The 23,980-nt window shown below is 64.3% G+C and carries 27 protein-coding genes; 6 read left to right on the plus strand and 21 right to left on the minus strand.

The annotated features are described in order from the left end of the window. Nucleotides 1-5: 5 nt before the first annotated feature. From C3E77_RS11300 to C3E77_RS11310, 3 genes are read left to right on the plus strand one after another with little or no spacing between them, the layout of a single operon-like run. Nucleotides 6-986, plus strand: a complete 981-nt coding sequence (locus C3E77_RS11300) for a branched-chain amino acid ABC transporter permease (protein ID WP_108391723.1) — start codon at nt 6-8, stop codon at nt 984-986. Next, nucleotides 976-1,974, plus strand: coding sequence for an ABC transporter ATP-binding protein (locus tag C3E77_RS11305; protein ID WP_108391724.1), 999 nt, complete (start codon nt 976-978; stop codon nt 1,972-1,974). The genes C3E77_RS11300 and C3E77_RS11305 overlap by 11 nt, the downstream gene beginning before the upstream one ends. Then, the gene (locus C3E77_RS11310) at nt 1,971-2,714 is read left to right on the plus strand and encodes an ABC transporter ATP-binding protein (protein ID WP_108391725.1); all 744 of its coding nucleotides are present in this window, start codon (nt 1,971-1,973) and stop codon (nt 2,712-2,714) included. The genes C3E77_RS11305 and C3E77_RS11310 overlap by 4 nt, the downstream gene beginning before the upstream one ends. Before the next feature lie 189 nt (nt 2,715-2,903). Here the strand turns inward: C3E77_RS11310 and C3E77_RS11315 are convergent, their stop codons facing one another. The 3 genes from C3E77_RS11315 to groES form a co-directional block, all read right to left on the minus strand. Further along, nucleotides 2,904-4,181 carry an ABC transporter substrate-binding protein gene (locus tag C3E77_RS11315; RefSeq protein ID WP_108391726.1) on the minus strand — a complete coding sequence of 426 codons (1,278 nt, stop codon included), beginning with the start codon at nt 4,179-4,181 and terminating at the stop codon, nt 2,904-2,906. Nucleotides 4,182-4,322: 141 nt separating this feature from the next. Further along, complete coding sequence (gene rarD / locus C3E77_RS11320; RefSeq protein WP_232528971.1) at nt 4,323-5,246, minus strand: EamA family transporter RarD; 924 nt, start codon at nt 5,244-5,246, stop codon at nt 4,323-4,325. A gap of 216 nt (nt 5,247-5,462) precedes the next feature. Next, nucleotides 5,463-5,759 carry a co-chaperone GroES gene (groES, locus tag C3E77_RS11325; RefSeq protein WP_108391728.1) on the minus strand — a complete coding sequence of 99 codons (297 nt, stop codon included), beginning with the start codon at nt 5,757-5,759 and terminating at the stop codon, nt 5,463-5,465. 144 nt (nt 5,760-5,903) lie between these two features. On the opposite strand from groES, the gene C3E77_RS11330 reads away from it, so the two are divergent. Together C3E77_RS11330 and C3E77_RS11335 are read left to right on the plus strand one after the other, a co-directional pair. Beyond that, entirely contained in the window at nt 5,904-7,100 is a 1,197-nt protein-coding gene (locus C3E77_RS11330; protein WP_108391729.1) for a class I SAM-dependent methyltransferase, read from the plus strand. A gap of 123 nt (nt 7,101-7,223) precedes the next feature. Continuing rightward, entirely contained in the window at nt 7,224-7,697 is a 474-nt protein-coding gene (locus C3E77_RS11335; RefSeq protein WP_108391730.1) for an SRPBCC family protein, read from the plus strand. A 56-nt stretch (nt 7,698-7,753) separates the two neighbouring features. Here C3E77_RS11335 and C3E77_RS11340 read toward each other — a convergent pair whose 3' ends face one another. From C3E77_RS11340 to glmS, 10 genes are read right to left on the minus strand one after another with little or no spacing between them, the layout of a single operon-like run. Further along, nucleotides 7,754-8,560 (minus strand): nitroreductase family protein, encoded by an 807-nt coding sequence (locus tag C3E77_RS11340; RefSeq protein ID WP_108391731.1) that lies wholly within the window; start codon nt 8,558-8,560, stop codon nt 7,754-7,756. A gap of 2 nt (nt 8,561-8,562) precedes the next feature. Continuing rightward, a complete protein-coding gene (locus C3E77_RS11345) occupies nt 8,563-8,895 on the minus strand; it encodes a hypothetical protein (protein WP_108391732.1) in 333 nt (110 codons plus the stop codon). A gap of 4 nt (nt 8,896-8,899) precedes the next feature. After that, nucleotides 8,900-10,201 carry a DUF4190 domain-containing protein gene (locus C3E77_RS15535; protein ID WP_198412141.1) on the minus strand — a complete coding sequence of 434 codons (1,302 nt, stop codon included), beginning with the start codon at nt 10,199-10,201 and terminating at the stop codon, nt 8,900-8,902. Between the two features lie 24 nt (nt 10,202-10,225). Continuing rightward, on the minus strand, nt 10,226-11,284 hold the full coding sequence (gene tsaD, locus C3E77_RS11360) for a tRNA (adenosine(37)-N6)-threonylcarbamoyltransferase complex transferase subunit TsaD (RefSeq protein WP_108391734.1): 1,059 nt from the start codon (nt 11,282-11,284) through the stop codon (nt 10,226-10,228). A gap of 11 nt (nt 11,285-11,295) precedes the next feature. Beyond that, nucleotides 11,296-11,790: a ribosomal protein S18-alanine N-acetyltransferase gene (rimI, locus tag C3E77_RS11365; RefSeq protein WP_108391735.1), complete on the minus strand. Its 495-nt coding sequence runs from the start codon at nt 11,788-11,790 to the stop codon at nt 11,296-11,298. Further along, complete coding sequence (gene tsaB / locus C3E77_RS11370; RefSeq protein ID WP_108391736.1) at nt 11,787-12,407, minus strand: tRNA (adenosine(37)-N6)-threonylcarbamoyltransferase complex dimerization subunit type 1 TsaB; 621 nt, start codon at nt 12,405-12,407, stop codon at nt 11,787-11,789. Before tsaB ends, rimI begins: the two co-directional genes overlap by 4 nt. A 9-nt stretch (nt 12,408-12,416) precedes the next feature. Continuing rightward, entirely contained in the window at nt 12,417-12,965 is a 549-nt protein-coding gene (gene tsaE / locus C3E77_RS11375) for a tRNA (adenosine(37)-N6)-threonylcarbamoyltransferase complex ATPase subunit type 1 TsaE (protein ID WP_108391737.1), read from the minus strand. Continuing rightward, nucleotides 12,962-14,074, minus strand: coding sequence for an alanine racemase (alr, locus tag C3E77_RS11380; RefSeq protein ID WP_108391738.1), 1,113 nt, complete (start codon nt 14,072-14,074; stop codon nt 12,962-12,964). Before alr ends, tsaE begins: the two co-directional genes overlap by 4 nt. Next, nucleotides 14,071-14,484, minus strand: a complete 414-nt coding sequence (locus tag C3E77_RS11385; RefSeq protein ID WP_108391739.1) for a holo-ACP synthase — start codon at nt 14,482-14,484, stop codon at nt 14,071-14,073. Before C3E77_RS11385 ends, alr begins: the two co-directional genes overlap by 4 nt. 53 nt (nt 14,485-14,537) lie before the next feature. Continuing rightward, nucleotides 14,538-16,388 carry a glutamine--fructose-6-phosphate transaminase (isomerizing) gene (gene glmS / locus C3E77_RS11390; protein WP_108391740.1) on the minus strand — a complete coding sequence of 617 codons (1,851 nt, stop codon included), beginning with the start codon at nt 16,386-16,388 and terminating at the stop codon, nt 14,538-14,540. A 35-nt stretch (nt 16,389-16,423) separates the two neighbouring features. Between glmS and coaA the strand changes: the two genes are divergently transcribed. After that, nucleotides 16,424-17,380, plus strand: a complete 957-nt coding sequence (gene coaA / locus C3E77_RS11395; protein WP_108391741.1) for a type I pantothenate kinase — start codon at nt 16,424-16,426, stop codon at nt 17,378-17,380. Nucleotides 17,381-17,470: 90 nt separating this feature from the next. Here coaA and glmM read toward each other — a convergent pair whose 3' ends face one another. From glmM to rpsM, 8 genes are all read right to left on the minus strand, one after another. After that, nucleotides 17,471-18,832 (minus strand): phosphoglucosamine mutase, encoded by a 1,362-nt coding sequence (gene glmM / locus C3E77_RS11400; RefSeq protein WP_108391742.1) that lies wholly within the window; start codon nt 18,830-18,832, stop codon nt 17,471-17,473. Nucleotides 18,833-18,859: 27 nt separating this feature from the next. Next, entirely contained in the window at nt 18,860-19,345 is a 486-nt protein-coding gene (rpsI, locus tag C3E77_RS11405; RefSeq protein ID WP_108391743.1) for a 30S ribosomal protein S9, read from the minus strand. 30 nt (nt 19,346-19,375) lie between these two features. Beyond that, nucleotides 19,376-19,822 carry a 50S ribosomal protein L13 gene (gene rplM / locus C3E77_RS11410; protein WP_108391744.1) on the minus strand — a complete coding sequence of 149 codons (447 nt, stop codon included), beginning with the start codon at nt 19,820-19,822 and terminating at the stop codon, nt 19,376-19,378. 135 nt (nt 19,823-19,957) lie between these two features. After that, complete coding sequence (truA, locus tag C3E77_RS11415; protein ID WP_108391745.1) at nt 19,958-20,884, minus strand: tRNA pseudouridine(38-40) synthase TruA; 927 nt, start codon at nt 20,882-20,884, stop codon at nt 19,958-19,960. A gap of 512 nt (nt 20,885-21,396) precedes the next feature. After that, nucleotides 21,397-21,936: a 50S ribosomal protein L17 gene (gene rplQ / locus C3E77_RS11420; RefSeq protein WP_108391746.1), complete on the minus strand. Its 540-nt coding sequence runs from the start codon at nt 21,934-21,936 to the stop codon at nt 21,397-21,399. A 47-nt stretch (nt 21,937-21,983) separates the two neighbouring features. Then, nucleotides 21,984-22,976, minus strand: a complete 993-nt coding sequence (locus C3E77_RS11425) for a DNA-directed RNA polymerase subunit alpha (protein WP_108391747.1) — start codon at nt 22,974-22,976, stop codon at nt 21,984-21,986. A 126-nt stretch (nt 22,977-23,102) separates the two neighbouring features. Then, nucleotides 23,103-23,501: a 30S ribosomal protein S11 gene (gene rpsK, locus C3E77_RS11430; protein ID WP_108391748.1), complete on the minus strand. Its 399-nt coding sequence runs from the start codon at nt 23,499-23,501 to the stop codon at nt 23,103-23,105. A 44-nt stretch (nt 23,502-23,545) separates the two neighbouring features. Beyond that, the gene (rpsM, locus tag C3E77_RS11435; protein ID WP_108391749.1) at nt 23,546-23,920 is read right to left on the minus strand and encodes a 30S ribosomal protein S13; all 375 of its coding nucleotides are present in this window, start codon (nt 23,918-23,920) and stop codon (nt 23,546-23,548) included. Nucleotides 23,921-23,980 lie beyond the last annotated feature (60 nt).

Consider the following 23,980-nt stretch of genomic DNA (forward strand, 5'->3'; position numbering starts at 1 on the left):
ACGCCATGGACTGGGGATCAATTCTTTCAAACACCGCCTCCTGGCTGATTAGCCCTGAGACGATCGCGTACGCGCTTGCCGCACTGGGCCTCGCCGTCCACTTCGGATACGGCGGACTGCTCAACTTCGGTATGGCGGCGTTCATGGCGCTTGGGGCATACGGGTATGCCATTTCCATCCTGACCTTCGGGCTGCCGTGGTGGGCCGGAATCATCGTCGGTTGTCTGGCATCCGTCGTCTTCGCGCTCATCCTCGGTATTCCTACGCTGAGGCTGCGCGCCGACTACCTGGCGATCACGACGATCGCTGCAGCGGAGATCGTTCGACTGCTGTTCACAACCCAGGTCTTCGACGATGTCACCAACTCGGCAGACGGGCTCGGCAACTACCACGCGGGTTTCCGTGCCGCGAACCCCTTCCCGGAGGGGACATACGGCTTCGGACCGTGGACCTACAACGAGAACGGCTGGTGGGTCCGTGTCTTCGGCATCTGCCTTCTGGCCGTTGCCGTGCTCCTCGTCTGGCTGCTCATGCGCAGCCCGTGGGGTCGCGTGCTCAAGGGCATCCGTGAAGACGAGGACGCCGTGCGCGCGCTCGGCAAGAACGTCTTCGCTTACAAGATGCAGGCGCTCATTGTCGGTGGTGTCTTCGGCGCACTCGGCGGGGTGGTGTTCGCACTCCCCTCTGCCGTCGTGCCAAGTGTCTATGTGACAAGCCTGACCTTCTTCATCTGGACCATCCTCCTGCTCGGCGGTGCCGCCACGGTCTTCGGCCCATTGCTCGGTGCCGTGATCTTCTGGGTGATCATGGGCTTCCTCTCCAATGTCCTTCCCGAGCTCGCGTCGAGCGGCATCCTGCCGTTCATGTCGACGACTCAGGCAGCGACGGTCCGCTACATCCTCGTCGGACTCGCCCTGATGCTGATCGTCATTTATCGACCACAGGGCATCCTCGGAAACAAGAAGGAGCTGACCTTTGTCAAGTAGCGACGCAGCATCCGTCAAACCGGTGAAATCCACCGGACTTCACATCGGCGACGCCGTTCCCGGCGTCGCGAAGGTCGACCCGATCATCATCGCCGACAACGTGACCAGGCAGTTCGGCGGGCTCAAGGCCGTCGACGTCGAACACCTCGAAATTCCCCGGAATGCCATCACGGCGCTGATCGGACCCAACGGGGCAGGAAAGACGACACTGTTCAACCTGCTCACCGGGTTCGACAAGCCGGACAGCGGGACGTGGGTGTTCGATGGAACCCAGCTCAACGGCGTCCCAGCGTTCAAGGTCGCGCGAATGGGCCAGGTCCGCACGTTCCAGCTCACCAAAGCCCTCGGCCTGCTCACCGTGCTCGAGAACATGAAACTCGGCTCACAGAAGCAAAAGGGCGAGGGCATCTTCTCAAGCCTGATCAAGCCGCTGTGGCAGAAGCAGGAGGAGGAGATCGAGGAGCGAGCGCTCGACATCCTCGCGCGGTTCAAACTCGACACCAAGAAGGACGATTTCGCCGCGAGTCTGTCCGGCGGGCAGCGAAAGCTCCTCGAGATGGCGCGCGCGCTCATGAGCGAGCCGAAGCTCGTCATGCTCGATGAGCCGATGGCCGGCGTGAACCCCGCGCTGACCCAGTCGCTGCTCGAGCACATCCTCGACCTCAAGGTCCAGGGAATGAGCGTGCTGTTCGTCGAACACGACATGCAGATGGTTCGGCACATCGCCGACTGGGTCGTCGTGATGGCTGAGGGCAGGGTCGTCGCTGAAGGACCGCCAGACCTCGTCATGCAGAACCCCGCCGTGATCGACGCATACCTCGGTTCTCACCAGGACGTCGACCTCGGTGTTGTCACCGGGCGGATCGCCGGTGAGATCACACCTGAGGTCGAAGAACTGCTCGAGGAGATCGACGCAGAAACCGGCGTCGAGCACAACATCGAACATCCGCGGGCCGCTGGGCCGACGAGAGACGAGGACACCAAGTGACAGCAACAATCGCTCCGGAGGTCGTCGTCAGCGTGGAAAACGTGACGGCGGGATACCTGCCAGGCGTCAACATTCTCAACAGCGCCAACCTCACGGCATCCAAGGGTGAACTCATCGGCATCATTGGCCCGAACGGCGCCGGAAAGTCGACCCTTCTCAAGGCCATCTTCGGCCAGGTCAAGGTCCGTGAGGGGTCCATCCGGCTCAACGGCGACGACATCACCGGGCTCAAGGCCGACAAGCTCGTTGCCCGCGGTGTCGGCTTCGTGCCGCAGACGAACAACGTGTTTCAGAGTCTCACCATCGAAGAGAACCTGCAGATGGGCCTGTTCCAGAAGCCCAAAATCTACGCAGAGCGACTCGAGTTCGTCACCGGGATTTTCGGTGAGCTCGGCAAGCGGCTCAAGCAGCGGGCGGGTTCACTGTCCGGTGGTGAGCGCCAGATGGTCGCGATGTCGCGGGCGTTGATGATGGACCCTGCCGTGCTTCTTCTCGACGAGCCGAGCGCAGGCCTCTCCCCCGTCCGGCAGGACGATGCGTTCATCCGCGTTTCCGACATCAACAAGGCCGGGGTGACCACCATCATGGTCGAGCAGAATGCGCGCCGCTGCCTGCAGATCTGTGACCGTGGTTACGTTCTCGACCAGGGAACCGATGCATACACCGGGACCGGCCGCGAACTGCTGAACGATGACAAGGTGATCGGGCTGTACCTCGGCACGCTCGGCCAGGACGACTGACCCGCACCACCCCGTACGACCGAAACGCCCCGCAGTCCTGCGGGGCGTTTCGTCGTTCCGGGTGCTGGGACGGGGGCGTGCTGGGCAGCGTCGAGGTCGAGGTAGCTGCACTTCCCCGCGGTGGTCGACGTTAACGAACTGCAGGGCCACGGTTTCCCGTGGCCCTGCAGTTTCTGTTTCGGTTACGAACTACTCGGAGATGCGCTCGTAGGTGTTGTCTTCGAGGTACTGGAAGACGCCGATGGTCGCCTCGGTCGGGTCACCGTTCTCGTCGAACGTGACCGGCCCGGAGTTTCCGTCGTAGTCGATCGTCTCGCCCTCGTTGAGCAGCTCGGCACACTCGGTGAACGACGAACACTTGGTACCTTCACCGGAACCACCAGAGACCTCCTGGAGTTCCGCTGCGATGTCCTCGCCATCGGTGGAGCCTGCCGCCATTGCGGCCAGCGCCAGAAGGACGACGGCGTCGTAGGATTCAGCTGCGTAGCTGTAGTCCTTCAGCTCCTCGTTGCCCTCGCCCTGCCAGAACTCCTGCAGGCGATCGGTGAAGTCACCGAGGGACTCGGTGTCGAGACCCGGCAGCGTGCCCTTGGCACCGGTGAGGGTGCCGGCAGGGAAGTCGGCGGAGTAGTCGGCGAGGTTACCGTCGACGAAGTACAGCTTGTCAGACGGGAACCCGGCGAGCGCCGGAACGATCGTCTTGGTCTCCTCGAACGCGATCAGGGCGATTGCGTCGGGGTTGGCAGCCTTGAGTGCGCTGACCTGAGCATCGAACGAGGTGTCGCCCGTGTTGTACGACTGCTGTTCGACGACTTCGCCACCCGCGTTCTCGAACGCCTCTGTCGTGAATTCGGCGAGGCCGGTTCCGTACGAGTCGTTGAGGTAGAGAATGCCGAGGGTTTCGTTGCCGTCTTCAGCGATCAGGTTTCCGAGAACCTCACCCTGCAGCACGTCGCTCGGGGCAGTTCGCCAGAACAGCCCGTTGTCGTCCCACGTTGTGAAGTCCGCAGAGGTGTTGGCCGGCGAGAACTGAATCACGCCTTCGCCCGTCACCTGGTCGATGAAGAGCTTGGTCACACCACTGGCAGCTGCGCCAATGATCGCCGAGACACCCTCCTGAAGAAGTCGCGGCACCTCTGTCGCGTACGCCTTGTTGTCGGTGTCGCCGGAGTCACCGTAGACGACGTCGATCTCGATCCCGAGGTCGGCGTCGTTGATTTCCTTGGCCGCGAGTCCGACTCCTGCTTCTTCGGGCGGGCCGAGGAACGCGAGGTTGCCTGTCTGCGGCAGCTGCGTTCCGATCTTGAGTGTCAGGTCGCCTGCTGGCTGGTCTGAGTCACCGTCGCCGCCACCTGGGCTGCTGCAACCGGTGAGGACCAGCGCGCTGGCTCCGAGGATTGCGAGAGAACCCAGTGTGATCGTGCGCGTGCGTGAGCGGGAGGCCGTAGCCCGGGTGAAGACGCCCATGTTGCTCCTATGCTGTGTCGTGTATCCAACCGACAGCGCTAAATACTGTCGTGGTGCCAACATATTCGAGCAATCGTCACCGAACAATACGTGGGCGTTACATACGTGTAACGGCGACGCAATCGTTACCGTTTTCGGGCATTACAGCTGCTGCGGCGCCCCGGATGCAGCTTTGTTGCGTCGGCGGAGCGATCCGCGCGCACTGATGACCGTGTCCGTCGTCAGCACAACCAGAGCGATCCAGACCAGGATGAAGCCGATCCACCGCTCCACCGGCATGGCCTCGTGGAGGATGAAGACCCCGACGAGGAACTGGATGACCGGGGCGAAGAACTGGATGAAGCCCATGTAGATGAGCGGAAGCCGACGTGACGCGGCGGCGAAGAAGAGCAGCGGCACCGCTGTGATCACGCCGGTACCCACGAGCAGCACCGTGTGGAAGACACTGACCTGCCCAATGGTCAGTCCCGCGGTGGCTCCGACGACAATGAGTTGGACAATGGCGAGCGGCGTGAGCCACGCGGTCTCAAGGGTGAGCCCGGAGACGGCGTCGACGGTCCCCCCAACCCTCTTTTTGATGTAGCCGTAGAGACCGAACGAGAAGGCGAGAATCAGGGCAATCCACGGAACCCCGTGCGCGCCGATGGCAAGCACGAGCACAGCGGCAATACTGATGCCGACCGAGACCCACTGCACGATGCGAAGTTTCTCGCGGAGGAAGAACACGCCGAGAAACACAGTGACTATGGGATTGATGAAGTAGCCAAGCGCCGTTTCGACAACCTGCCCGTTGAGCACTCCGTAAATATACGTCTGCCAGTTGACGAAGATGAGCACTCCCGCGAGACCGAGGGTGAATGACACCCGGGGGTTCCGCGCGAGCAGGAGGAATGGCGCCCAGCCCCGCGTTACCGTCAGAAGGAGCACGCAGAACACCAGCGAGAAGATCACGCGGGCCGCGACAAGCTCAAACGGTCCTGTCGGCGCGAGCAGGAGGAAGTAGAGCGGAAGAACGCCCCAGAGCGTGTATGCGCTGACGGCGAAAATGAGGCCGGGGCGGCTCAGTGGGGCATCGGGAGAGGCCGGTACACCGGTCGTCGCCGCCGCAGGGCCTGCACCGTCTGTCGAACCTGCACTGCCTGCCGGGCCTGCACTATTGGCCGGAACCGGCTCTGGGGTCGTCTGCACCCATCGATGCTACTCCGCACCTGCGGGGCAACCGCCCGTTAAGACGAAGAAGCCCGGACGGTGAGTCACCGTCCGGGCTTCAGTTCGTTTGAGTTATCGAACCACAACCGCGAGCACGTCGCGAGCCGAGAGGACCAGGTAGTCCTGGCCGTCGAACTTGACCTCGGTTCCGCCGTACTTGGAGTAGATCACCTTGTCGCCGACGGCGACGTCGAGCGGTACCCGGTTGCCGTTGTCGTCGATGCGGCCGGGGCCGACAGCCTCGACGACGCCTTCCTGCGGCTTCTCCTTGGCGGTGTCAGGGATGACGAGACCTGAAGCAGTGGTCTGCTCTGCCTCGACCTGCTTGATGACGATGCGATCCTCGAGCGGCTTGATGCTGACCGACACGGTTGACCTCTTTCTAAACTAAGACTTGAGTTAGCACCCTCACATCGAGAGTGCTAATGCCAGTGTAGGGATCCATTGGCACTCTCGCAACGTGAGTGCCAACGCAGTGCGGGCGCACAGCATCCGGCTTGATAAGTTTGCACGATGGAAAGAGCCGAACTCGTTGAACTACTGACGCCGGATGGGCTCACCCTCATCGACCAGGTCGGGGGGTCGGATGCCGACACCGACCCGGTTGGGACCGTGTCACGCCTGCGGGCTGAAGGCCACTCCCCCGCGCTCGTCTCCGCCGTGCTGACCCAGGTCAGGCTCAGGCGGAAAGCGGTCGGGAAGTTCGGCGAGTTCGCGTCGCGGATGCTCTTCACCGAAGCCGGCCTCGAACAGGCCACCCGATTGCGCGTCGCGGCACTCCACGCCGGCCGATTCAGCTCGGCAGGACTCACCCGGGTCGCCGACCTGGGCTGCGGAATCGGGGGCGACGCCATGGCGATGGCCGCGATGGACCTCGAGGTCACCGCCGTCGATGCCGACGAAGTGACCGCGACAGTCGCCAGCTACAACCTCGCCCCGTTCCCCACCGCCGACGTGAGGCACTCGAACGCCGAAGACATCGACACGAGCGAATTCGACGGGCTCTATTTCGACCCGGCCAGACGCACCGCCGGTCACTCGAACACCACTCGGCTGACCCGGCCGGAGGATTACAGCCCGTCACTCGACCTGGTTTTCGGCCGCGCCGCAACGCAGCCCGTCGGCGTCAAGCTCGGCCCGGGGTTCGACAGGTCACTCATTCCCGAGAACTGCGAAGCCCAGTGGGTCAGCGTCGATGGGCAGGTCGTCGAGCTCGGCCTGTGGTTCGGCCCCCTCGCGCGCGTCGGGGTGCGCAGGTCAGCGCTCGTGCTTGACGGGGCGGGAACCCACGAACTGACCGCACCCGCGGACAGCGAGGATGTCGCCGTGCGGGAACCTGGCGAATTTCTCTACGAACCCGACGGCGCGGTTATCCGGGCCAGGCTTATCGGTGACGTTGCACGCGAAATCGGTGCGGGGATGCTGAGCCCAGGCATTGCCTATCTCACGGGTGACGCCGAGGTTGCCACCCCATTCGCGGCGGCCTTCCGTGTGATCGAGAGGTTCCCGCTCGATGAGCGAACACTGAAGCGGGAGCTCGCCAAGCGCGATATCGGAACACTCGAGGTGAAAAAGCGAGGCGCAGATATCGATCCGGCGGTCTTCCGCAAGCGGATGGCGCTGCGCGGCAGCAAGAGCGCGACGATTGTGCTCACCCGCGTGAACGGAAAGCACGCCGCGCTCCTCTGCGAACGGATCCCCCGGAACTAACCCGCGCGAGAGTTGCTTCAGAAAAGTTGACGAAGACCCGCCCGCCCCGCAACCCCTCGACACTGTGCGGCGTCCCGTGGTTCGCTGGGATCACACAATCGATCTCACACAGAAGGAGCGCTCATGACAACTGTCAACGCCGATATCGACGTTCACGTCCCGGTGTCAACCGCATACAACCAGTGGACTCAGTTTGAATCTTTTCCGCAGTTCCTGAGCGGCGTCGACGATGTGACGCAGACGAGCGACACCCACACCCACTGGAAGGTGTCGATTGCCGGCATCAAACGCGAGTTCGACGCTGAGATCACCGAGCAGATCCCTGACACCCGCATCGCGTGGACCAGCACAGACGGCGAAGACCACGCCGGTGTTGTTTCGTTCCACCGTCTGAGCGCGGATGAGACACGAATCTCACTGCGGCTCGACTGGTCACCGCAGGGCATCATCGAGAAGGCCGGGGCGCTGCTCCAGGTCGACGACATCCAGATCGGTCACGACCTGAAGAAGTTCAAGAAGCTCATCGAGTCGAACGGATTCGAAACCGGAGCCTGGCGCGGCGAGGTCGACCGCTCCCCGGACGCAACCGGTCGCTGATCACCAGCATCCGTCAGCGGTTGACCGCGACGGACCAACGCCGCAGGCCGGCTGGGCTATCCCTGAGAAACGGGAGCGTCCCAGCCGGTCTGCGGCGTTTTGCATGTGCCGCGGAACACATACTGCGACGGCAGCTTGCGTTCGTGGCTCGTCCAGTCGATAGCGGGTCGACGCTGCTCCGTCGGCACGTAACCGAGGCGGTAGACCGCCATGAGTTCGAGCGAATCGGGCACCTCGAGCAGGTTCTCGATCCTGGCCCACATTCCCGGGACTTCCATCGGGAACGAGACGAACTGGATTCCCATGCCGAGTTCGACGGTGGTCAGCCAGACGTTTTCCATTGCAGCGCCCATGCTGAACACCGAGTAGAACGAGCTCAGCTCGCCGGGGCGGTACTCGGAGCGATCAAGCATCACACCGATGAGCAACGGTGAACCCGCGACAAGTTTGCGGTTCTCTTCGCCGAGCTTCTGCGGAACACGCATCGCGTTCATGAGCTTCTGGCCACGTTTGGTGAACACCTGGGTGGTGAACGGACGCAACGCAGCGGGTAGCTTGTCGAACAGCATCCCGTCACGCCGTTCGGCCATCTCGCTCGCGCTGAAGCGGAAGTACGGCTTGTAGCGCTCGAAGAACGTGCCGTTCGACATGGCCTCGGTCATGCTGTCGCCACTGATGGTGGCGATGGTTTCGATGGTGTTCGGGTCGTCGACAATCACGAACCGCCACGGCTGGCTGTTCAACTGCGACGGTGCCCGACCGGCCACCTCCATCAGCAGGCGCTGGTGTTCCTCACTGACCCTGTCCGGCAGGAACGGGCCGTTCGTTGTCTTCCGCCGGCGAACCACATCGAGAAACTCCACGCCTACCTCCAGGCCTTGATCAAACTCAGAATGAAAAACGGTGCCGCAGAAAGCGCGGTCTGCACGTGCCTGGGCGTCCGGGCGCTGGCTCGCGGTATCACCGTCAGTGGGATCGCCGCTGGCAGGAGAAACAGTCCGGCCCGATTGCGGCTCCACAGCAGGGAACTGGCCGCAACCACGCTCGTTGTCACGGTCGTGATGTAGAGAGCGTGGTGGATCCAGCGAAAGTTGCCCGTGTGCACGAGGCCAGTCGCGACGCCGGCGCCGAGCGCACAGTTCGCGGCGTAGCTGGACGCGGCGACGGTGAAGAGCACCGGCGGAACCTGTCGGGGCATGGAACTATGCCGCTGTCATGGCCGCGATGGTGATCACGCTGTACGCGAGCCAGCCGAGGGAAAGAAGAAGCCCGACCACGCCCGTCACTATGGCGGCGAGGGAGCGACCGGGGGTATCGACTTCCTTCTTGCGCGCGATGATGCCGAGGACGATCGCGGCGATCGACAGCGGAAGGGTCCAGCCGAAAATGATGCCGCCGAGAACGCCGATGATTCCGAGGATGAGACCGATGAGGCCCGTCCTGGGTTTGGGCGGAGCTGCGGGCTTCGGGGCCGAAGGGTACTGCGGCTGGCCGGAGTAACCGGGCGCACCCGCGTACCCCTGCTGACCGGGATACGGCGCCGTTGGCGCTGGGTATCCCTGCGGTGCCGGCGCCTGGCCCTGGGGCGGAACGAATGGGGGCGCGTACCCCGCGGGGGCGAACGCCTGCTGCGACGCACCGGGCTGAGGCGGCCACGGAGCCTGTTGCTGGCCGGGGTACTGGGCCTGACCGGGGTACTGGGCCTGGCCGGCGTTCTGGGCCTGACCGGGATACTGGGCCTGGCCGGGATACTGGGCGGATGCCGGGTACTGCTGCTGCTGCTGCTGCTGCTGCTGCTGCTGCTGCTGCTGCTGCTGCTGCTGCTGCTGCTGCTGCTGGCCAGGATACTGCTGAGGCTGAGGTTGCTGCTGCTGCTGCTGCTGGCCAGGATACTGCTGAGGCTGAGGTTGCTGCTGCTGCTGCTGCTGCTGCTGCTGCTGGCCAGGATACTGCTGAGGCTGAGGTTGCTGGCCCGGATACGGAGCGCCGTACGGCGCCGGAGCACCCGTATTCTCCGGCGCCGCAACGGGCTGCACCTGCGGGAACGGGTTGACCGGCGGCGGCCCCGCGGAGCGGAACGGCGTGGCTGGCTGGGACTGCGGCTGCGGCGGGGACTGCGGCGGGCTGTCCTGCTGCTGGCTCGGCTGGGGCTGGGTCCCACGCGCCTCCGACGCCCGCGGGCGCTCCTCCGGAGCAGCGGTAGCGAGCGGGAAGGGCGAGGACGGCACACCGGGCCCGGGCGTTTCAGGCTCGACCGGCATCGGTGGCCCTGGCTCAGCGGGTGCCGGCACCGTCGGTTCGACCGGCGTTGGCACAGCGGGTTCCGCCGGGTGGGGAGCGACCGGCTCCGCGGGGGTCGGCGCAGCCGGTTCGGTGGGCGACGGCGACGGCTCGCTCGGGGACGGAGTCGGTTGATCAGGAATCGAGGGCACGTTCGGTTCCGGAGTGGTCGGCGGCATCGGGGGTGCCGGGGGAACTCCGTCGGGGCCGTGAGGATCTGACATGGGCGTCTCCTTCGTCGCGCGGTGCTAGTGCACCTGGATATCCGTCACAGGAAGTGTTGAATCTGCCGAGAAGTCGAGTGTAGAGGGTGCGTGGCCCGCCATGATGAGCTGCGCGCCGAGTTCGGCGATCATCGCGCCGTTGTCTGTGCACAGGGACAGCGGTGGGATGCGCAAGGCCACTCCCGCCGCGGCCGACCGTTCCGCGGCGAGCGCCCGAACGCGGGCGTTCGCGACCACTCCGCCACCGAGCAGCAACCGCGGCACGCCGTGATCGGCGCAGGCAGCGAGCGCCTTGGTGATGAGCACGTCCGCGACTGCTTCCCGGAAGCCGGCGGCGACATCCGCTGTCGGGACATCGAGTCCGGCGTCCTGCTTCTGCTCCACCCAGCGCGCAACAGCGGTTTTGAGGCCGGAGAACGAGAAGTCGTACCGGTGCTTCTCCATGTCTTTCGGCCGGCTCAGTCCGCGGGGGAACCTGATGGCGTTCGGGTCTCCGTCTGCGGCGACCCTGTCGATCTGGGGTCCGCCCGGGTACGGGAGCCCGAGAATACGAGCAACCTTGTCGAAAGCTTCTCCCGCCGCATCGTCGATCGTCTCGCCGAGCAGTTCGACATCGCTCACGAGATCGCGCACGAGGAGGAGGGAGGTGTGCCCGCCGGATACCAGCAGGGCTATCGTCGGGTACTCGAACGGAGTTCCGGAATCGTCGAGGATGTCTGCGCCGACGTGCCCGACGAGGTGGTTGACCGCGTAGAGAGGTTTGTTGAGCGCGACCGCGAGCGCCTTGGCCGCGCCAACGCCGACCATGAGGGCACCCGACAGCCCTGGACCGCTCGTCACGGCGATGGCGTCGAGATCATCGAGGGAGATAGCGGCCTCGGCGACGGCGTGGCGGATGGCGGGGACGAGTTCCTCCAGGTGTGCCCGTGCGGCCACCTCAGGTACGACGCCCCCGTACCTCGCGTGTTCGTCCATCGACGACGCTATGGTGTTGCTGAGCAGCCTGGTCCCCCGAACGATGCCGATTCCGGTCTCGTCGCAGGAGGTCTCGATGCCCAGAACGAGCGGGTTGGTACGGTTCATCATCTCCTCGCTCACTGCGCGCCCACCGCCAGCCCTGGAACACGGGGCTGAAGGACGAGCTTCATCACAATGGCGTCGACATTATCCGGCTGGTAGTAGCCGGGCCGCACGGCGATCGCCTCAAAACCGAGGTCGAGGTACAGCGCCTGGGCACCCGGGTTGTCTTCCCGCACCTCGAGGAACACCTGCCGAGCGCCACGCTTTCGCGCCTCACTGAGCAGGGCGCGAACGAGGATCCGACCGAGTCCCATCCGCCGGACCTCTGCGGCAACGGCGATGGTCTGGATATCAGCGTCGTCGGCGCCCGGCGGGACCATGAGTCCCGCGTAGCCCTCGACGATCTCGGGAGCACCAACCGGTGTCGCCACGATGTAGTAGGTGTTCGCGCTCGCGAGTTCCGAGCGGAGAAGTTCGGCAGACCATGCATCGGATCCGAAGGTGGACTGCTCGATGGCCAGGATATGCGCGAGGTCCGCCACTGTGGCGCGCCGAATCTGCCAGGTCACGCCGTCACCCGCTTTCCGCCGAGCGACGGTTTCGCATCCGGCGACCGCAGGTAAAGGGCCTCGTCCGCGGCGAACGAGCCGCCCGTCGAGTAGAGCAGTTCCGCGAGCATCCCCAGGGACCCCGCAGAAACCGTCGTCGCGTCGATCCGCGTGAAATCGCTGTGGCCGAGTTCGTCGGGTTTGGCCAGCCCTGGGCCGTCAATGCGGACGGGCGCTCCGTGCTCATCGACGCCAGAGTACGCCGACCAGTACAGCTCCCGTCGCCTCGCGTCGGTGACGACGAGAAGCCCCCCTGTATTGCCAGAGCGGTACCAGTCGAACGCGATGGCGTCGTGGCTGACGAGAGGAACGAGCGGCTTCTCCGCCGCGAGCGCGAACACTCGCGCTGCCGCAATCCCGATGCGCAGCCCGGTGAATGGACCCGGGCCCATCCCGCAGACGACACCGGAGAGAGCGGATGCGTCGACACCGGCCTCCTGCATGACCTCACGGAGCAGAGAGCCCACCACTTCGGCGTGGCTCATCGTGTCGCCGGTGGTCCGCTCGGCGAGAACACCGCGGTCGCGATCGACCACAGCGACGCTGGTTCCCGTGGATGAATCTATGGCGAGGAGCACGGATCAAGCCTACGCGGTCACCGGCGGCTCAGAGATCGTGATGCGGACCCGGCGAGGCTCGTCGGTCTCGTCCACGTCGGTCTCATCCATGTAAGCCGACGCACCTTCGCCGCCAGCGGCATCCGCCTGTATTCCGTTCGAGGAATGCGGCTGCTGGCCCGCGCCCGTCGGTCGCTCAATCTCCACGTCGAGCCAGCGCGATGCGATGCCGTCGAGCATGCCGCGCCCCCACTCGACGATGACGACGCTGCCCGCGAAGTCGATGTCGAGGTCGTCGAGTTCAACGGGGCTTGACAGCCGATAGGCGTCCACGTGAACGAGCGGCGGACCATCAGAGAGACTTGGGTGGGTCCGGGCGAGCACGAACGTTGGGCTCGTCACTGGTCCTCGAACGCCGAGTCCCTCACCGATCCCCCGGGTGAGTGTCGTCTTTCCGGCGCCGAGCGGGCCGGTCAGCACGAGAAGGTCCCCCGCCTGGAGAGACCGGCCGAGGCTGACGCCCAGCTCGTGCATGTCGTCGGCCGTCGCGACGACGGAATCGAATGGCAGCTCGATCATGAACCGGCACCGTAGACACGGCGCACCCTGGCTCCGATGCGCGTGACGATTTCGTAGTTGATCGTCCCCGCCGCCGTCGCCCAGTCCGTCGCGCTCGGTGCGCCGGTGGCTGGATCGCCGAAGATCACGACGGCGTCTCCCGGCGACACTGCGGCGTCGCCAACGGCGACGACGAACTGATCCATGGCGATCCGGCCCGCGACCTGGTGCACTCCCCCGCCGATCAGAACACGACCGACGTTCGACGCCTGGCGAGGGATGCCGTCGCCGTAGCCGAACGGGACAAGGGCGAGGGTCGTCTCGGCCGGCGCACGATAGGTGTAGCTGTACGAGACGCCCTTTCCGGCCGGTACCCGCCTGACCCCAATAACGCTCGCTCGAAGGGTCATCGCCGGGATGAGTCCGAGTTCACTCGAATCGACGTCATCGAATGGTGAGAGCCCGTACAGCCCGAGACCAATGCGCACCGTGTTGAATCGCGTCTCCGGCAAGCGGATCGCCGCGGCGGTCGCTGCGAGGTGCACGAGCTCAGGACGGAGACCGTGCTGAGCGGCCAGCCGGACGCCTTCGCTGAACTCCACGACCGCCTGTCGGTCATCATCATCCGAGGCATTGGAGAGGTGCGAGAAGATGCCGCGCACGTGAATCCGTCCGCTGCGCTCGAGTTCGGCGGCGCGGGAGAACACGCGGTCCCAGTCGGAGGCATCGAGTCCGTTGCGCGACAGGCCGGTGTCCAGCTTGAGATGGATCCGGATCGGCGCGTCGCCGGCGGCATCCGCCACACTCTCCAGCTGATCACTGGAGGAGACCCCGAGATCGATGCCGCGTTGCCCTGCGGGCGTGAAGTCGGTGCCTGGGCCGTGCAGCCAGCACAGGACAGGGGCGGTGATGCCTGCGTCCCTGAGTTCGAGTGCCTCGACGAGGTCCGCAGTTCCCAGCCAGTCTGCGCCGCCGGCGAGGGCCGCGCGTGCGGCCTGCACCGCCCCGTGCCCGTAGCCGTCCGCCTTGACCACGGCGATGATGTGGTCGGTTCCGACGACACCGGCCAGGTGGCGGATGTTGTGGGTCATGGCATCCGTGTTGATCACTGCTTCACGGAACCCGATCATGACTTCTCTTCTTTCTGTGAGGCCTCAACCTCGGTACTCGAGTGCGATCGGTCCGGTTCGCTTCGCTCGGCGATGACGAACGCGATGGCGGCTCCCGCATCGTGACTCATCGAGAGGTGAAGCCGATCAATACCGCGGGCTTCGATCACCTTCGCGGTCTCACCGGAGATCTCGAAACCCGGGTCGCCTTCATCACTGTTGGATACGACGATGTCGAGCCAGTGCACCCCGTCGGAACTGCCGAGCGCTTTGATCAGCGCTTCCTTCGCGGCGAACCGGCCGGCGAGTGAACGGAGCGGTCGCGACCGTTCGCTCTCAGCGAACAGGCGCTCCCGCAGCCGAGGCGTACGGTCGACAGCACGTTCGAAGCGGGCAAGGTCGACCAGGTCGACCCCGATACCGACGATCACGCTGCTCCCTTCGCTTGCCAGCCGTCGTGCACCCGCGCGGGGCGCACCGGTGGTTACTCGACGGTCACCGACTTGGCGAGGTTGCGCGGCTGGTCGACGTCGAGCCCCTTCGCGATCGCCAGTTCCATCGCAAAGATCTGCAGGGGGATGACGGCGAGCAACGGCTCGAAGAGCGGCGCGGCCAGCGGGATCCGGATGACCGTGTCGGCAAAGGGAAGAACCGCTGCGTCGCCCTCTTCTGCGATCGCGATGATCCTGGCCCCACGAGCGCGGATCTCCTGGATGTTGGACACGACCTTGGAATGCAGCATGGCGGAACCGCGCGGGCTCGGCACAACGACGAACACCGGCTGGCCGGGTTCGATCAGGGCGATGGGGCCGTGCTTGAGCTCACCGGCGGCGAAGCCCTCGGCGTGGATGTACGCAAGCTCCTTGAGCTTGAGCGCACCCTCAAGGGCGATCGGGAATCCGACGTGGCGGCCGAGGAACAGCACAGCCCGCGAGTCGCTCATCCAGTGCGCCAGCTGTTCGACGACATCGCTCTCGTCGAGGATCGTCGCGATCTTCGCCGGAACGGCGAGGAGTTCGGCCGACTGCTCGGCGAGAACGTCTGCCGGCTGAGCGCCACGGACGCGGGCGAGGTGAAGCGCAAAGAGGTAGAGCGCGGTGATCTGGGCGACGAAGGCCTTTGTCGACGCGACGGCGACCTCGGGACCCGCGTGCGTGTAGACGACGGCGTCGGACTCACGAGGGATCGTCGCGCCCTGCGTGTTGCAGATCGAAAGCGTCTTCGCGCCCTTCTCGCTGGCGTACTTCACGGCCATCAAGGTGTCCATGGTTTCACCGGACTGGCTGATCGAGACCACCAGCGTCTGCGGGGTGATGACCGGCTCGCGGTAGCGGAACTCGTGGCTGAGCTCGACGTCGACGGGGATTCCGGCCCACTTCTCGAGCGCGTACTTGGCGGTCTGGCCCGCGTAAGCGGCGGTTCCGCACGCGATGACGACGATGCGGTTGATGTCGACGAAGAGTTCATCGAGACCGTTGAGTTCGGGGATGACAACCTGGCCATCTGCATCGATGCGGCCGCGCAGGGTGTTGGCGACGGCATCCGGCTCTTCGGAGATCTCCTTGGCCATGAAGCTCGGCCAGCCGCCCTTGTCGGCTGCGCTCGCGTCCCACTGGATCTCGAACGGCTCGACTTCGACGGGCGAACCGAAGAAGTCGGTGACCTCGACCTTGTTCGGTGTGATGGAGACGATCTGGTCCTGGCCGATCGCGAGGGCGTTCCTGGTGTATTCGACGAACGCGGCGACATCCGAGGCGAGGAAGTTCTCTCCGTCGCCAAGCCCGATCACGAGCGGCGAGTTGCGTCGCGCGCCGACGACGACGCCCGGCTCGTTCTCGTGCACAGCGAGGAGCGTGAACGCCCCGTCGAGCCGTGCAACGACGTTCTGGAATGCCTCGCGGAGGTCCTGCGTCTTGCGGTACTCACGGCCGAGCAGCACAGCGGCGACCTCGGAGTCCGTGTCGCTCTCGAACGTGAAGCCTTCGTCGAGCAGTTCCTGCTTGAGCGGGGAGAAGTTTTCGATGATGCCGTTGTGGATCAGCGCGAGCTTGCCGTCGTCACCGAGGTGCGGGTGCGCGTTCTGGTCGGTCGGTGCTCCGTGCGTCGCCCAGCGGGTGTGGCCGATGCCTGTACGGCTGACCTCGATCGCTCCCGACTTGAGGTCATCCGCGAGAACAGCGAGCTTGCCGGCCCGCTTCCGGGTGCGGAGAACACCGTTTTCGTCGATGACGGCAACGCCTGCGGAGTCGTAACCGCGATACTCGAGCCGACTCAGTCCTCCGACAAGTACATCGATGCTGTTATTTCCGCCTACGTATCCCACGATTCCACACATGGGCTCAAGAATAGCGGCAATAGACTGGGAGCCTTATGTCTGACCACGGAGACGGCCATCACAATGGCACCCAGAACACGCCATTCGTTGAAATCGACAGGTCGGACTGGGCACGACTCGCCCCGAACACACCGTCGCCGCTGACCGACGCCGAGGTCGTGCAGCTTCGAGGCCTCGGCGATCGACTCGATATGACCGAGGTGGCGGAGGTTTACCTGCCGATCAGTCGGCTGCTCAGCCTCTATGTTGCTGCAGCCAAGCGCCTGCACGATTCGACCATGTCGTTCCTCGGCGAGACCACTGATCGAACCCCGTTCGTGATCGGGGTTGCGGGGTCTGTCGCGGTCGGCAAGTCCACGGTCGCCCGGCTCCTGCGGGAGCTCATGGCACGCTGGCCTGACACACCGCGCGTCGAGCTCATCACGACCGACGGGTTTCTCTACCCGAACGCCGAACTCGAGCGTCGCGGCATCATGGGCCGTAAAGGGTTCCCCGAGGCATACGACCGCCGGGCGCTCCTGCGATTCGTCAGCGCGGTCAAGAGCGGGGCACCGGAGGTACGAGCGCCGTTCTACTCCCACCTCAAGTACGACATCGTGCCTGACGCGCAGGTTGTGGTTCGACGCCCGGATGTTCTCATCGTTGAGGGGCTCAACGTCCTTCAACCTGCGGGGAACGGGCACCGACTGACGGTTGCCGACCTCTTCGACTTCAGCATCTTCGTCGACGCTCGCACGAGCGATATCGCCACCTGGTACGAGGAACGCTTCATGGCACTGCAGCGCGGCGCCTTCACGAACCCCAACTCCTACTTCAACGTGTACGCAGACCTCACCGAGGAGGAAGCGCGCGAAAGGGCACGCTACTTCTGGCGTGAGGTCAACGAACCGAACCTCATCGACAACATCCGCCCGACCAAGGCGCGCGCCAAGCTCGTCCTCCGGAAGGCGTCAGATCACAAGGTGAGCTCGGTTCTCCTCCGCAAGGTGTGAGAGCACTCCGCCTGCGACGCTGGAAAACGGGCTGGCCGCACGCGGCCAGTACTCTCGCGCCCGCGCATCGGCGAGCGTGAGAGAACGTCCTTAGACCGCGAGCCGCACCCGGACCACGTCGGCGATCTGATGTGCCAGGCGGTCAGCCGTCGTCTGGTCAGCAGCCTCGACCATCACGCGAACCAGCTGTTCTGTTCCGCTTGGACGCAGCAGCACACGACCGGTGTCACCCAGTTCTGATTCAGCGGCGCGGACGACGTCAGCGAGCACCTCATCCTTGTGGATGCCTTCGCGATCCACGTCCCGCACATTCACCAGGATCTGCGGGTACACGGTCATCACACTCGCGAGTTCGGCCGCGGTCTTGCCGGTTCGGGCCATCTCGCTTGCGAGGTGAAGTCCAGTGAGGATGCCGTCGCCGGTCGTTGCGAATTCACTCATGATGACGTGTCCGGACTGTTCGCCACCGAGTGCGAATTTGCCGCCATCCATGGCCTCGAGGACGTAGCGGTCACCGACCTTGGTGTGCACCATCGAGATACCGTGCTGCTCCATGGCCATGCGCAGGCCAAGGTTGCTCATCACTGTGGCAACGAGCGTGTTGTCGGTGAGACGGCCGCGTTCCTTCATGGAAACGGCCAGAATCGCCATGATCTGGTCACCGTCGATGACCTTGCCGTTCGCGTCGACGGCGAGGCAGCGATCAGCATCACCGTCGTGGGCGATGCCGATGTCGGCACCGTGCTTGAGGACAGCTTCGGCCAGCAGGTCGAGGTGGGTCGAGCCGACGCCATCGTTGATGTTCATGCCATCAGGGTCGTTTCCGATGACGGTGACGCGGGCACCCGCGTCGCTGAACACCTCGGGCGAGACGCCGGCGGCAGCGCCGTGCGCGCAGTCAAGGACCACGTGGATCCCATCGAGCCTGTGGGGCAGGCTGCCGAGCAGGTGCAGGACGTAACGGTCTTCCGCGTCGGCGAACCGGCGGATGCGACCGACGTCGGCGCCGGTGGGAGCCCAGTTGGGTTCGTCGAGGTGCTCTTCGATGCGCGTCTCGACGGCGTCGGGAAGCTTGGTGCCTCCGCGAGCGAAGATTTTGATTCCGTTGTCTGGCGCCGGGTTGTGGCTCGCCGAGATCATGACGCCGAAGTCGGCATCGATGTCAGCGATCAGGAACGCGGCGGCTGGGGTCGGAATAACCCCGGCGTCGAGGACGTCGACACCGCTCGAGGCCAGTCCTGCGGCAACGGCCGCCGACAGGAACTCTCCGGAGATGCGGGGGTCGCGTGCGAGCACGGCGACGGGCCTTTTACCTTCAGCACGACGGGCCTCAGCACTTCGGCCCTGCCCAAGCACCACAGCGGTGGCTTGGGCAAGGCCGAGAGCGAGGTCTGCCGTCAGGTCCTTGTTCGCGAGGCCGCGAACACCATCAGTACCAAACAGACGAGGCATAAAAAGCAGTCCGGATCCGGAGCGCGATTAGCGCTTCGAGAACTGAGGTGCCTTACGGGCCTTCTTGAGACCGGCCTTCTTGCGCTCCTTGACGCGAGCGTCACGGGAGAGGAATCCGGCCTTCTTCAGGATTGCGCGGTTGTTCTCTTCGTCGATCTGGTTGAGCGCACGAGCGATACCGAGGCGAAGCGCTCCGGCCTGGCCCGAGGGGCCTCCGCCGGAGATGCGAGCGATAACGTCGTATCCGCCAGCCAGGTCGAGGATGGTGAACGGGTCGTTGATGAGCTGCTGGTGCAGCTTGTTCGGGAAGTACTCGGCAAGCTCACGGCCGTTGACCGTGATGGTGCCGGTTCCCGGGATGAGCCGAACGCGGGCAATAGCCTGCTTACGACGTCCGACGGCTGCTCCGGGCACGCTCAGTGCGGGACGGGCTGCCTTGGGAGCTGCCTCGACCGGCGTTTCGGTGGAGAAGCTCTCCGGGGTCTCTGCGATGGAATCTGCGATCTTCGCCACTGTAGGAATCCTTATTTCTATTCCGGGCGCTTACTGGGCGACCTGGTCGAGGGTGAGCGTCTTGGGCTGCTGCGCAGCGTGGGGGTGCTCGTTACCGGTGTATACCTTCAGCTTGCGCAGCTGCGCAGCACCGAGGGAGTTCTTGGGGAGCATGCCGCGAACAGCCTTCTCCACCGCGCGGGTCGGGTTCTTCTCGAGCAGCTCGGCGTAGGTGACAGCCTTGATGCCGCCCGGGTAACCCGAGTGGCGGTAAGCCTTCTTCTGCAGGAGCTTCTGGCCGGTAAGAGCGACCTTCTCGGCGTTGATGATGATGACGAAGTCACCGGTGTCCATGTGGTTCACAAAGGTAGCCTTGTGCTTTCCACGGAGGAGGATGGCGACCTGGCTGGCCAGACGGCCAAGCACGATGTCGGTGGCGTCAATGATGAACCAGTCACGCTGGATCTCAGAGACCTTGGGGGAATAAGTGCGCGTCACAGTAGTGCTGCTTTCTTGTCGTAAGTTGGTTGGTCGTGAATCCCGCTCCGTTGGGAGTTCTGACAAGAACGCCGCAGGTGGAGGGCTCAACTTCGGGTGCCGCACTGCAGGGAGTATGGACACCAAGGAGCAACCTTACCCGGCCTCATCATCGTCGTCAAACTCGGCAAAGGGGTCGCGGCCGTCGCCGAGGCTCCGTCGCTGGCGCGTCAGCGCGGCGCGCTGCCCCAGGAGGGCGTCGCTGGGATATCCCACCTCAGCGAGGGTGAGGCCGCGAGCGGGCATCACAGCGAACTCATTCGACCTCGTCACCTCGCTCCGCAGCCGCTCAGCGTCAGCAACCTCCAGCTTCCCCTCACCAACAGCAACGCAGACACCGACGAGCGCGCGAACCATGCTGTGGCAGAAGGCATCCGCGCGCACATCAGCCACGAGCACTCCCTCAGCGTCCCTGATCCAGCCGAAACGCTGAAGCGTGCGGATCGTGGTCCTGCCTTCGCGGGGCCGGCAGTACGTTGCGAAGTCGTGCAGGCCGACGAGCGATTGGGCTGCCGCGTTCATCCGGTCGACATCGAGCGGCGACGGATGCCATACCGTCTGGGCGCGCTCCAGCGGATTGCGGAAGGAGATGCTGTCGGCGATCCGGTACTCGTACCGGCGCCAGATCGCGGAGAAGCGGGCGTCAAAACCCGGTGCGGCCGGGCGAGCATTCGTGATGAGGACATCGGGGTACTGGCCAAGGACACCGTTGACCTTGCGCCGCAGCGCGCTTCCCGTTGGGTGCAAGCCGTCCCTGGCTGGTCCCCCCCGCCGAACGCGAGCCGCGCGTTCCTCGTCGAGATCGAGGTGTGCCACCTGTCCCGTCGCGTGCACACCGGTGTCGGTGCGTCCGGCAACCGCGACCAGAATCTTGTCGCCCTGCTTGCCCAGGATGGTGGTGATGGCATCCTCGAGCACGCCCTGAACAGTGCGGAGCCCCGGCTGCTTGGCCCAGCCCGCAAAGTGGGTACCGTCATAGGCGATATCGAGCCGGAATCTGGTGCTGGTCGGGGCGGGGTCCACCTGGGAAGTTTACCGGGGAACGCCGCACAGCTCCCGACATCACCCGCCCCGGACGACACCACTCGGCGCGACGGGTGCTCTCGCCCGCACTGAGTGAGGTCGCCTCCATGCGAGAGCATCACTTCCGGTCGAGAACATCCCGCGCAACTGACGCGCTCGACCGCAACTGATGTTCTCGCTCGCGCCGCACGCCCGCTGGCGCCCTGTCCCACGCGCCCGCTCCCCCCGGCACCCGCACCCCGCCGGACGAAACCACTCGGCATAACGGGTGCTCCCGTCCGCACCGAGTGAACTCCGGCGAGAGCATCACTTCCGGTCGAGAACATCCCGCGCAACTGATGCGCTCGACTGGAAGTGATGTTCTCGCCCGCGCGGCACTCGCGCCAACAACACCCGCTCCTGGTGTTCTCGAGCAGATTCCACTCTCCGGGTACCACGAGCCCCAGAGCGCCCGCCAACGACAAAGCCCCCGCCATCCATACGGATAACGGGGGCTTCGAACGAAACGAGTGCTACTTGGTGTCGTCGGCCTTCTCAGCCTCGACGACCTCAGCTTCGGTTTCAACAACCTCGGCCTCCGGAGCTGCCTCGGTTGCGGGCTCTTCAGCCTCAACCTCGGGAGCGGTCTCTTCGGCGACAACGGGCGTCTCAGCCTGTGCTGCAGCCGGCTTCGACTTCTTCACCTTGGGGGTGACGGGCTCGAGAACGAGCTCGATCTGAACCATCGAGGCGTTGTCGCCCTTACGGAAGCCGAGCTTCGTGATGCGGGTGTATCCACCCTCACGCTCTGCAACAAGCGGAGCGATCTCGGTGAAGAGCTCGTGAACGACCGAGGTGTCACCGATCGTGCGCATGACGCGACGACGGGAGTGCAGGTCGCCCCGCTTTGCGAACGTGATGAGGCGCTCGGCGACCGGGCGGAGGCGCTTGGCCTTCGTCTCGGTGGTCTTGATGCTCTTGTGGGTGAACAGGGCAGCGGCCAGGTTGGCGAGCATCAAACGCTCGTGCGCTGGTCCGCCTCCGAGGCGGGGGCCTTTAGTGGGCGTAGGCATGTTGTATCTCCAGTATCAAAAAATGAAAGGGCGTCCGGGGACGAGCCTTAGTTGCTTGTCTCGTCGTCGTAGCCCGAGTAGAAGTGGGCGCCGTCGAACCCGGGAACCGAGTCCTTGAGCGAAAGGCCCATTTCCACGAGCTTGTCGCGAACCTCATCGACCGACTTCTGTCCGAAGTTGCGGATGTTCATCAGCTGGGTCTCGCTCAGAGCGACAAGCTCGGAGACCGTGTTGATGCCCTCGCGCTTGAGGCAGTTGTACGAACGAACCGAGAGGTCGAGGTCTTCGATCGGAATCGAAAGCTCACCGGGCAGTACGGCGTCAACCGGTGCCGGGCCGATCTCGATGCCCTCTGCCGCGTTGTTGAGCTCGCGAGCGAGACCGAACAGTTCGACGAGAGTCTTACCGGCTGATGCGATAGCGTCGCGCGGCGTGATGGCCGGCTTCGTCTCGACATCGACGACCAGGCGGTCGAAGTCGGTGCGCTCACCGGCGCGAGTTGCCTCGACACGGTAGGTGACCTTGAGGACGGGCGAGTAGATCGAGTCGATCGGGATCTGGCCGGCTTCAGAGAACTCGTTGCGGTTCTGCGTTGCTGACACGTAGCCACGGCCACGCTCGATGGTGAGTTCGAGCTCGAACTTCGCCTTGTCATTGAGGGTTGCGATGACGAGGTCCGGGTTGTGGACCTCGACGCCGGCGGGAGCCGAAATGTCTGCGGCAGTGACCTGGCCTGCACCGGTCTTACGGAGGTAAGCGGTGATCGGCTCGTCGTGCTCGCTCGAAACGACGAGACCCTTGATGTTCAGGATGATCTCGGTCGCGTCTTCCTTGACACCGGGGATGGTGCTGAACTCGTGCAGCACGCCGTCGATGCGGATGCTGGTTACTGCAGCGCCGGGGATGGAAGACAGAAGGGTACGGCGAAGTGAATTGCCGAGGGTGTATCCGAAGCCAGGCTCCAGGGGCTCAATCACGAACCGGCTGCGGAACTCTGAAATGTTCTCTTCGGTGAGCGTTGGGCGCTGTGCAATAAGCACTATGTGTTCCTTTCGGCTAAGTGTCCGCTATATGACACTTGCAATGACGAGGTATGAAGTTGTATCCGAGCCAACGATTGAGCAGCGCCAGAACTGGCGCCGCTCAATCGTCGAGAATCGAAGTGCTTAAACGCGGCGGCGCTTCGGCGGGCGGCAACCGTTGTGCGCCTGCGGGGTGACGTCGTTGATCGATCCGACCTCGAGGCCAGCGGCCTGAAGCGAACGGATCGCGGTCTCGCGGCCTGAGCCGGGTCCCTTGACGAAGACGTCAACCTTCTTCATGCCGTGTTCCTGTGCCTGGCGGGCAGCAGACTCTGCAGCGAGCTGAGCGGCGAACGGGGTCGACTTACGTGAACCCTTGAAGCCGACTCCACCAGAGGATGCCCAGCTGATGACAGCACCAGTCGGGTCGGTGATCGAGACGATCGTGTTGTTGAAGGTCGACTTGATGTGGGCCTGGCCCACAGCAATGTTCTTCTTCTCTTTCTTACGCGGCTTGCGGGCAGCGGTTTTGGGTGCAGCCATGAATATCTCCTAAATCTTTCGGCAAAGAGCTCGAAGGCCGAGGCCTAGCGAGCCTTCTTCTTGCCGGCAACTGTGCGCTTCGGGCCCTTACGGGTACGAGCGTTGGTCTTGGTGCGCTGTCCACGAACGGGCAGGCCACGACGGTGACGAATTCCCTCGTAGCTGCCAATCTCAACCTTGCGGCGGATGTCGGCCTGAACTTCACGGCGGAGGTCACCCTCTACCTTGTAGTTGCCTTCGATGTAGTCACGCAGCAGGACCAACTGGTCGTCGCTGAGATCCTTCACACGGATGTCTCCGCTGATGCCGGTGTCGACGAGGGTCTTCAGAGCCCTCGTGCGTCCAACACCGTAAATGTACGTCAGTGCGATTTCCACGCGCTTATCGCGGGGAATGTCTACGCCGGCGAGACGTGCCATGGTGGCTTCTCCTAGGAGTTAGTGGAGGTGTGGAGCAGTTCCTGTGCCCGGGCCTCCGAC

This window comes from Mycetocola zhujimingii (genome assembly GCF_003065425.1).
Classification (GTDB): Bacteria; Actinomycetota; Actinomycetes; order Actinomycetales; family Microbacteriaceae; genus Mycetocola_A; species Mycetocola_A zhujimingii.

What these genes read in the sequence shown, in the direction of transcription:
- C3E77_RS11300 (WP_108391723.1), top strand. Translation starts at nt 6, where the DNA reads ATGGACTGGGGATCAATTCTTTCAAACACCGCCTCCTGGCTGATTAGC.
- C3E77_RS11315 (WP_108391726.1), bottom strand. Translation starts at nt 4,181, where the DNA reads ATGGGCGTCTTCACCCGGGCTACGGCCTCCCGCTCACGCACGCGCACG.
- C3E77_RS11330 (WP_108391729.1), top strand. Translation starts at nt 5,904, where the DNA reads ATGGAAAGAGCCGAACTCGTTGAACTACTGACGCCGGATGGGCTCACC.
- C3E77_RS11335 (WP_108391730.1), top strand. Translation starts at nt 7,224, where the DNA reads ATGACAACTGTCAACGCCGATATCGACGTTCACGTCCCGGTGTCAACC.
- C3E77_RS11345 (WP_108391732.1), bottom strand. Translation starts at nt 8,895, where the DNA reads ATGCCCCGACAGGTTCCGCCGGTGCTCTTCACCGTCGCCGCGTCCAGC.
- C3E77_RS15535 (WP_198412141.1), bottom strand. Translation starts at nt 10,201, where the DNA reads ATGTCAGATCCTCACGGCCCCGACGGAGTTCCCCCGGCACCCCCGATG.
- tsaD (WP_108391734.1), bottom strand. Translation starts at nt 11,284, where the DNA reads ATGAACCGTACCAACCCGCTCGTTCTGGGCATCGAGACCTCCTGCGAC.
- tsaE (WP_108391737.1), bottom strand. Translation starts at nt 12,965, where the DNA reads ATGATCGAGCTGCCATTCGATTCCGTCGTCGCGACGGCCGACGACATG.
- alr (WP_108391738.1), bottom strand. Translation starts at nt 14,074, where the DNA reads ATGATCGGGTTCCGTGAAGCAGTGATCAACACGGATGCCATGACCCAC.
- glmS (WP_108391740.1), bottom strand. Translation starts at nt 16,388, where the DNA reads ATGTGTGGAATCGTGGGATACGTAGGCGGAAATAACAGCATCGATGTA.
- coaA (WP_108391741.1), top strand. Translation starts at nt 16,424, where the DNA reads ATGTCTGACCACGGAGACGGCCATCACAATGGCACCCAGAACACGCCA.
- glmM (WP_108391742.1), bottom strand. Translation starts at nt 18,832, where the DNA reads ATGCCTCGTCTGTTTGGTACTGATGGTGTTCGCGGCCTCGCGAACAAG.
- rplQ (WP_108391746.1), bottom strand. Translation starts at nt 21,936, where the DNA reads ATGCCTACGCCCACTAAAGGCCCCCGCCTCGGAGGCGGACCAGCGCAC.
- rpsK (WP_108391748.1), bottom strand. Translation starts at nt 23,501, where the DNA reads ATGGCTGCACCCAAAACCGCTGCCCGCAAGCCGCGTAAGAAAGAGAAG.
- rpsM (WP_108391749.1), bottom strand. Translation starts at nt 23,920, where the DNA reads ATGGCACGTCTCGCCGGCGTAGACATTCCCCGCGATAAGCGCGTGGAA.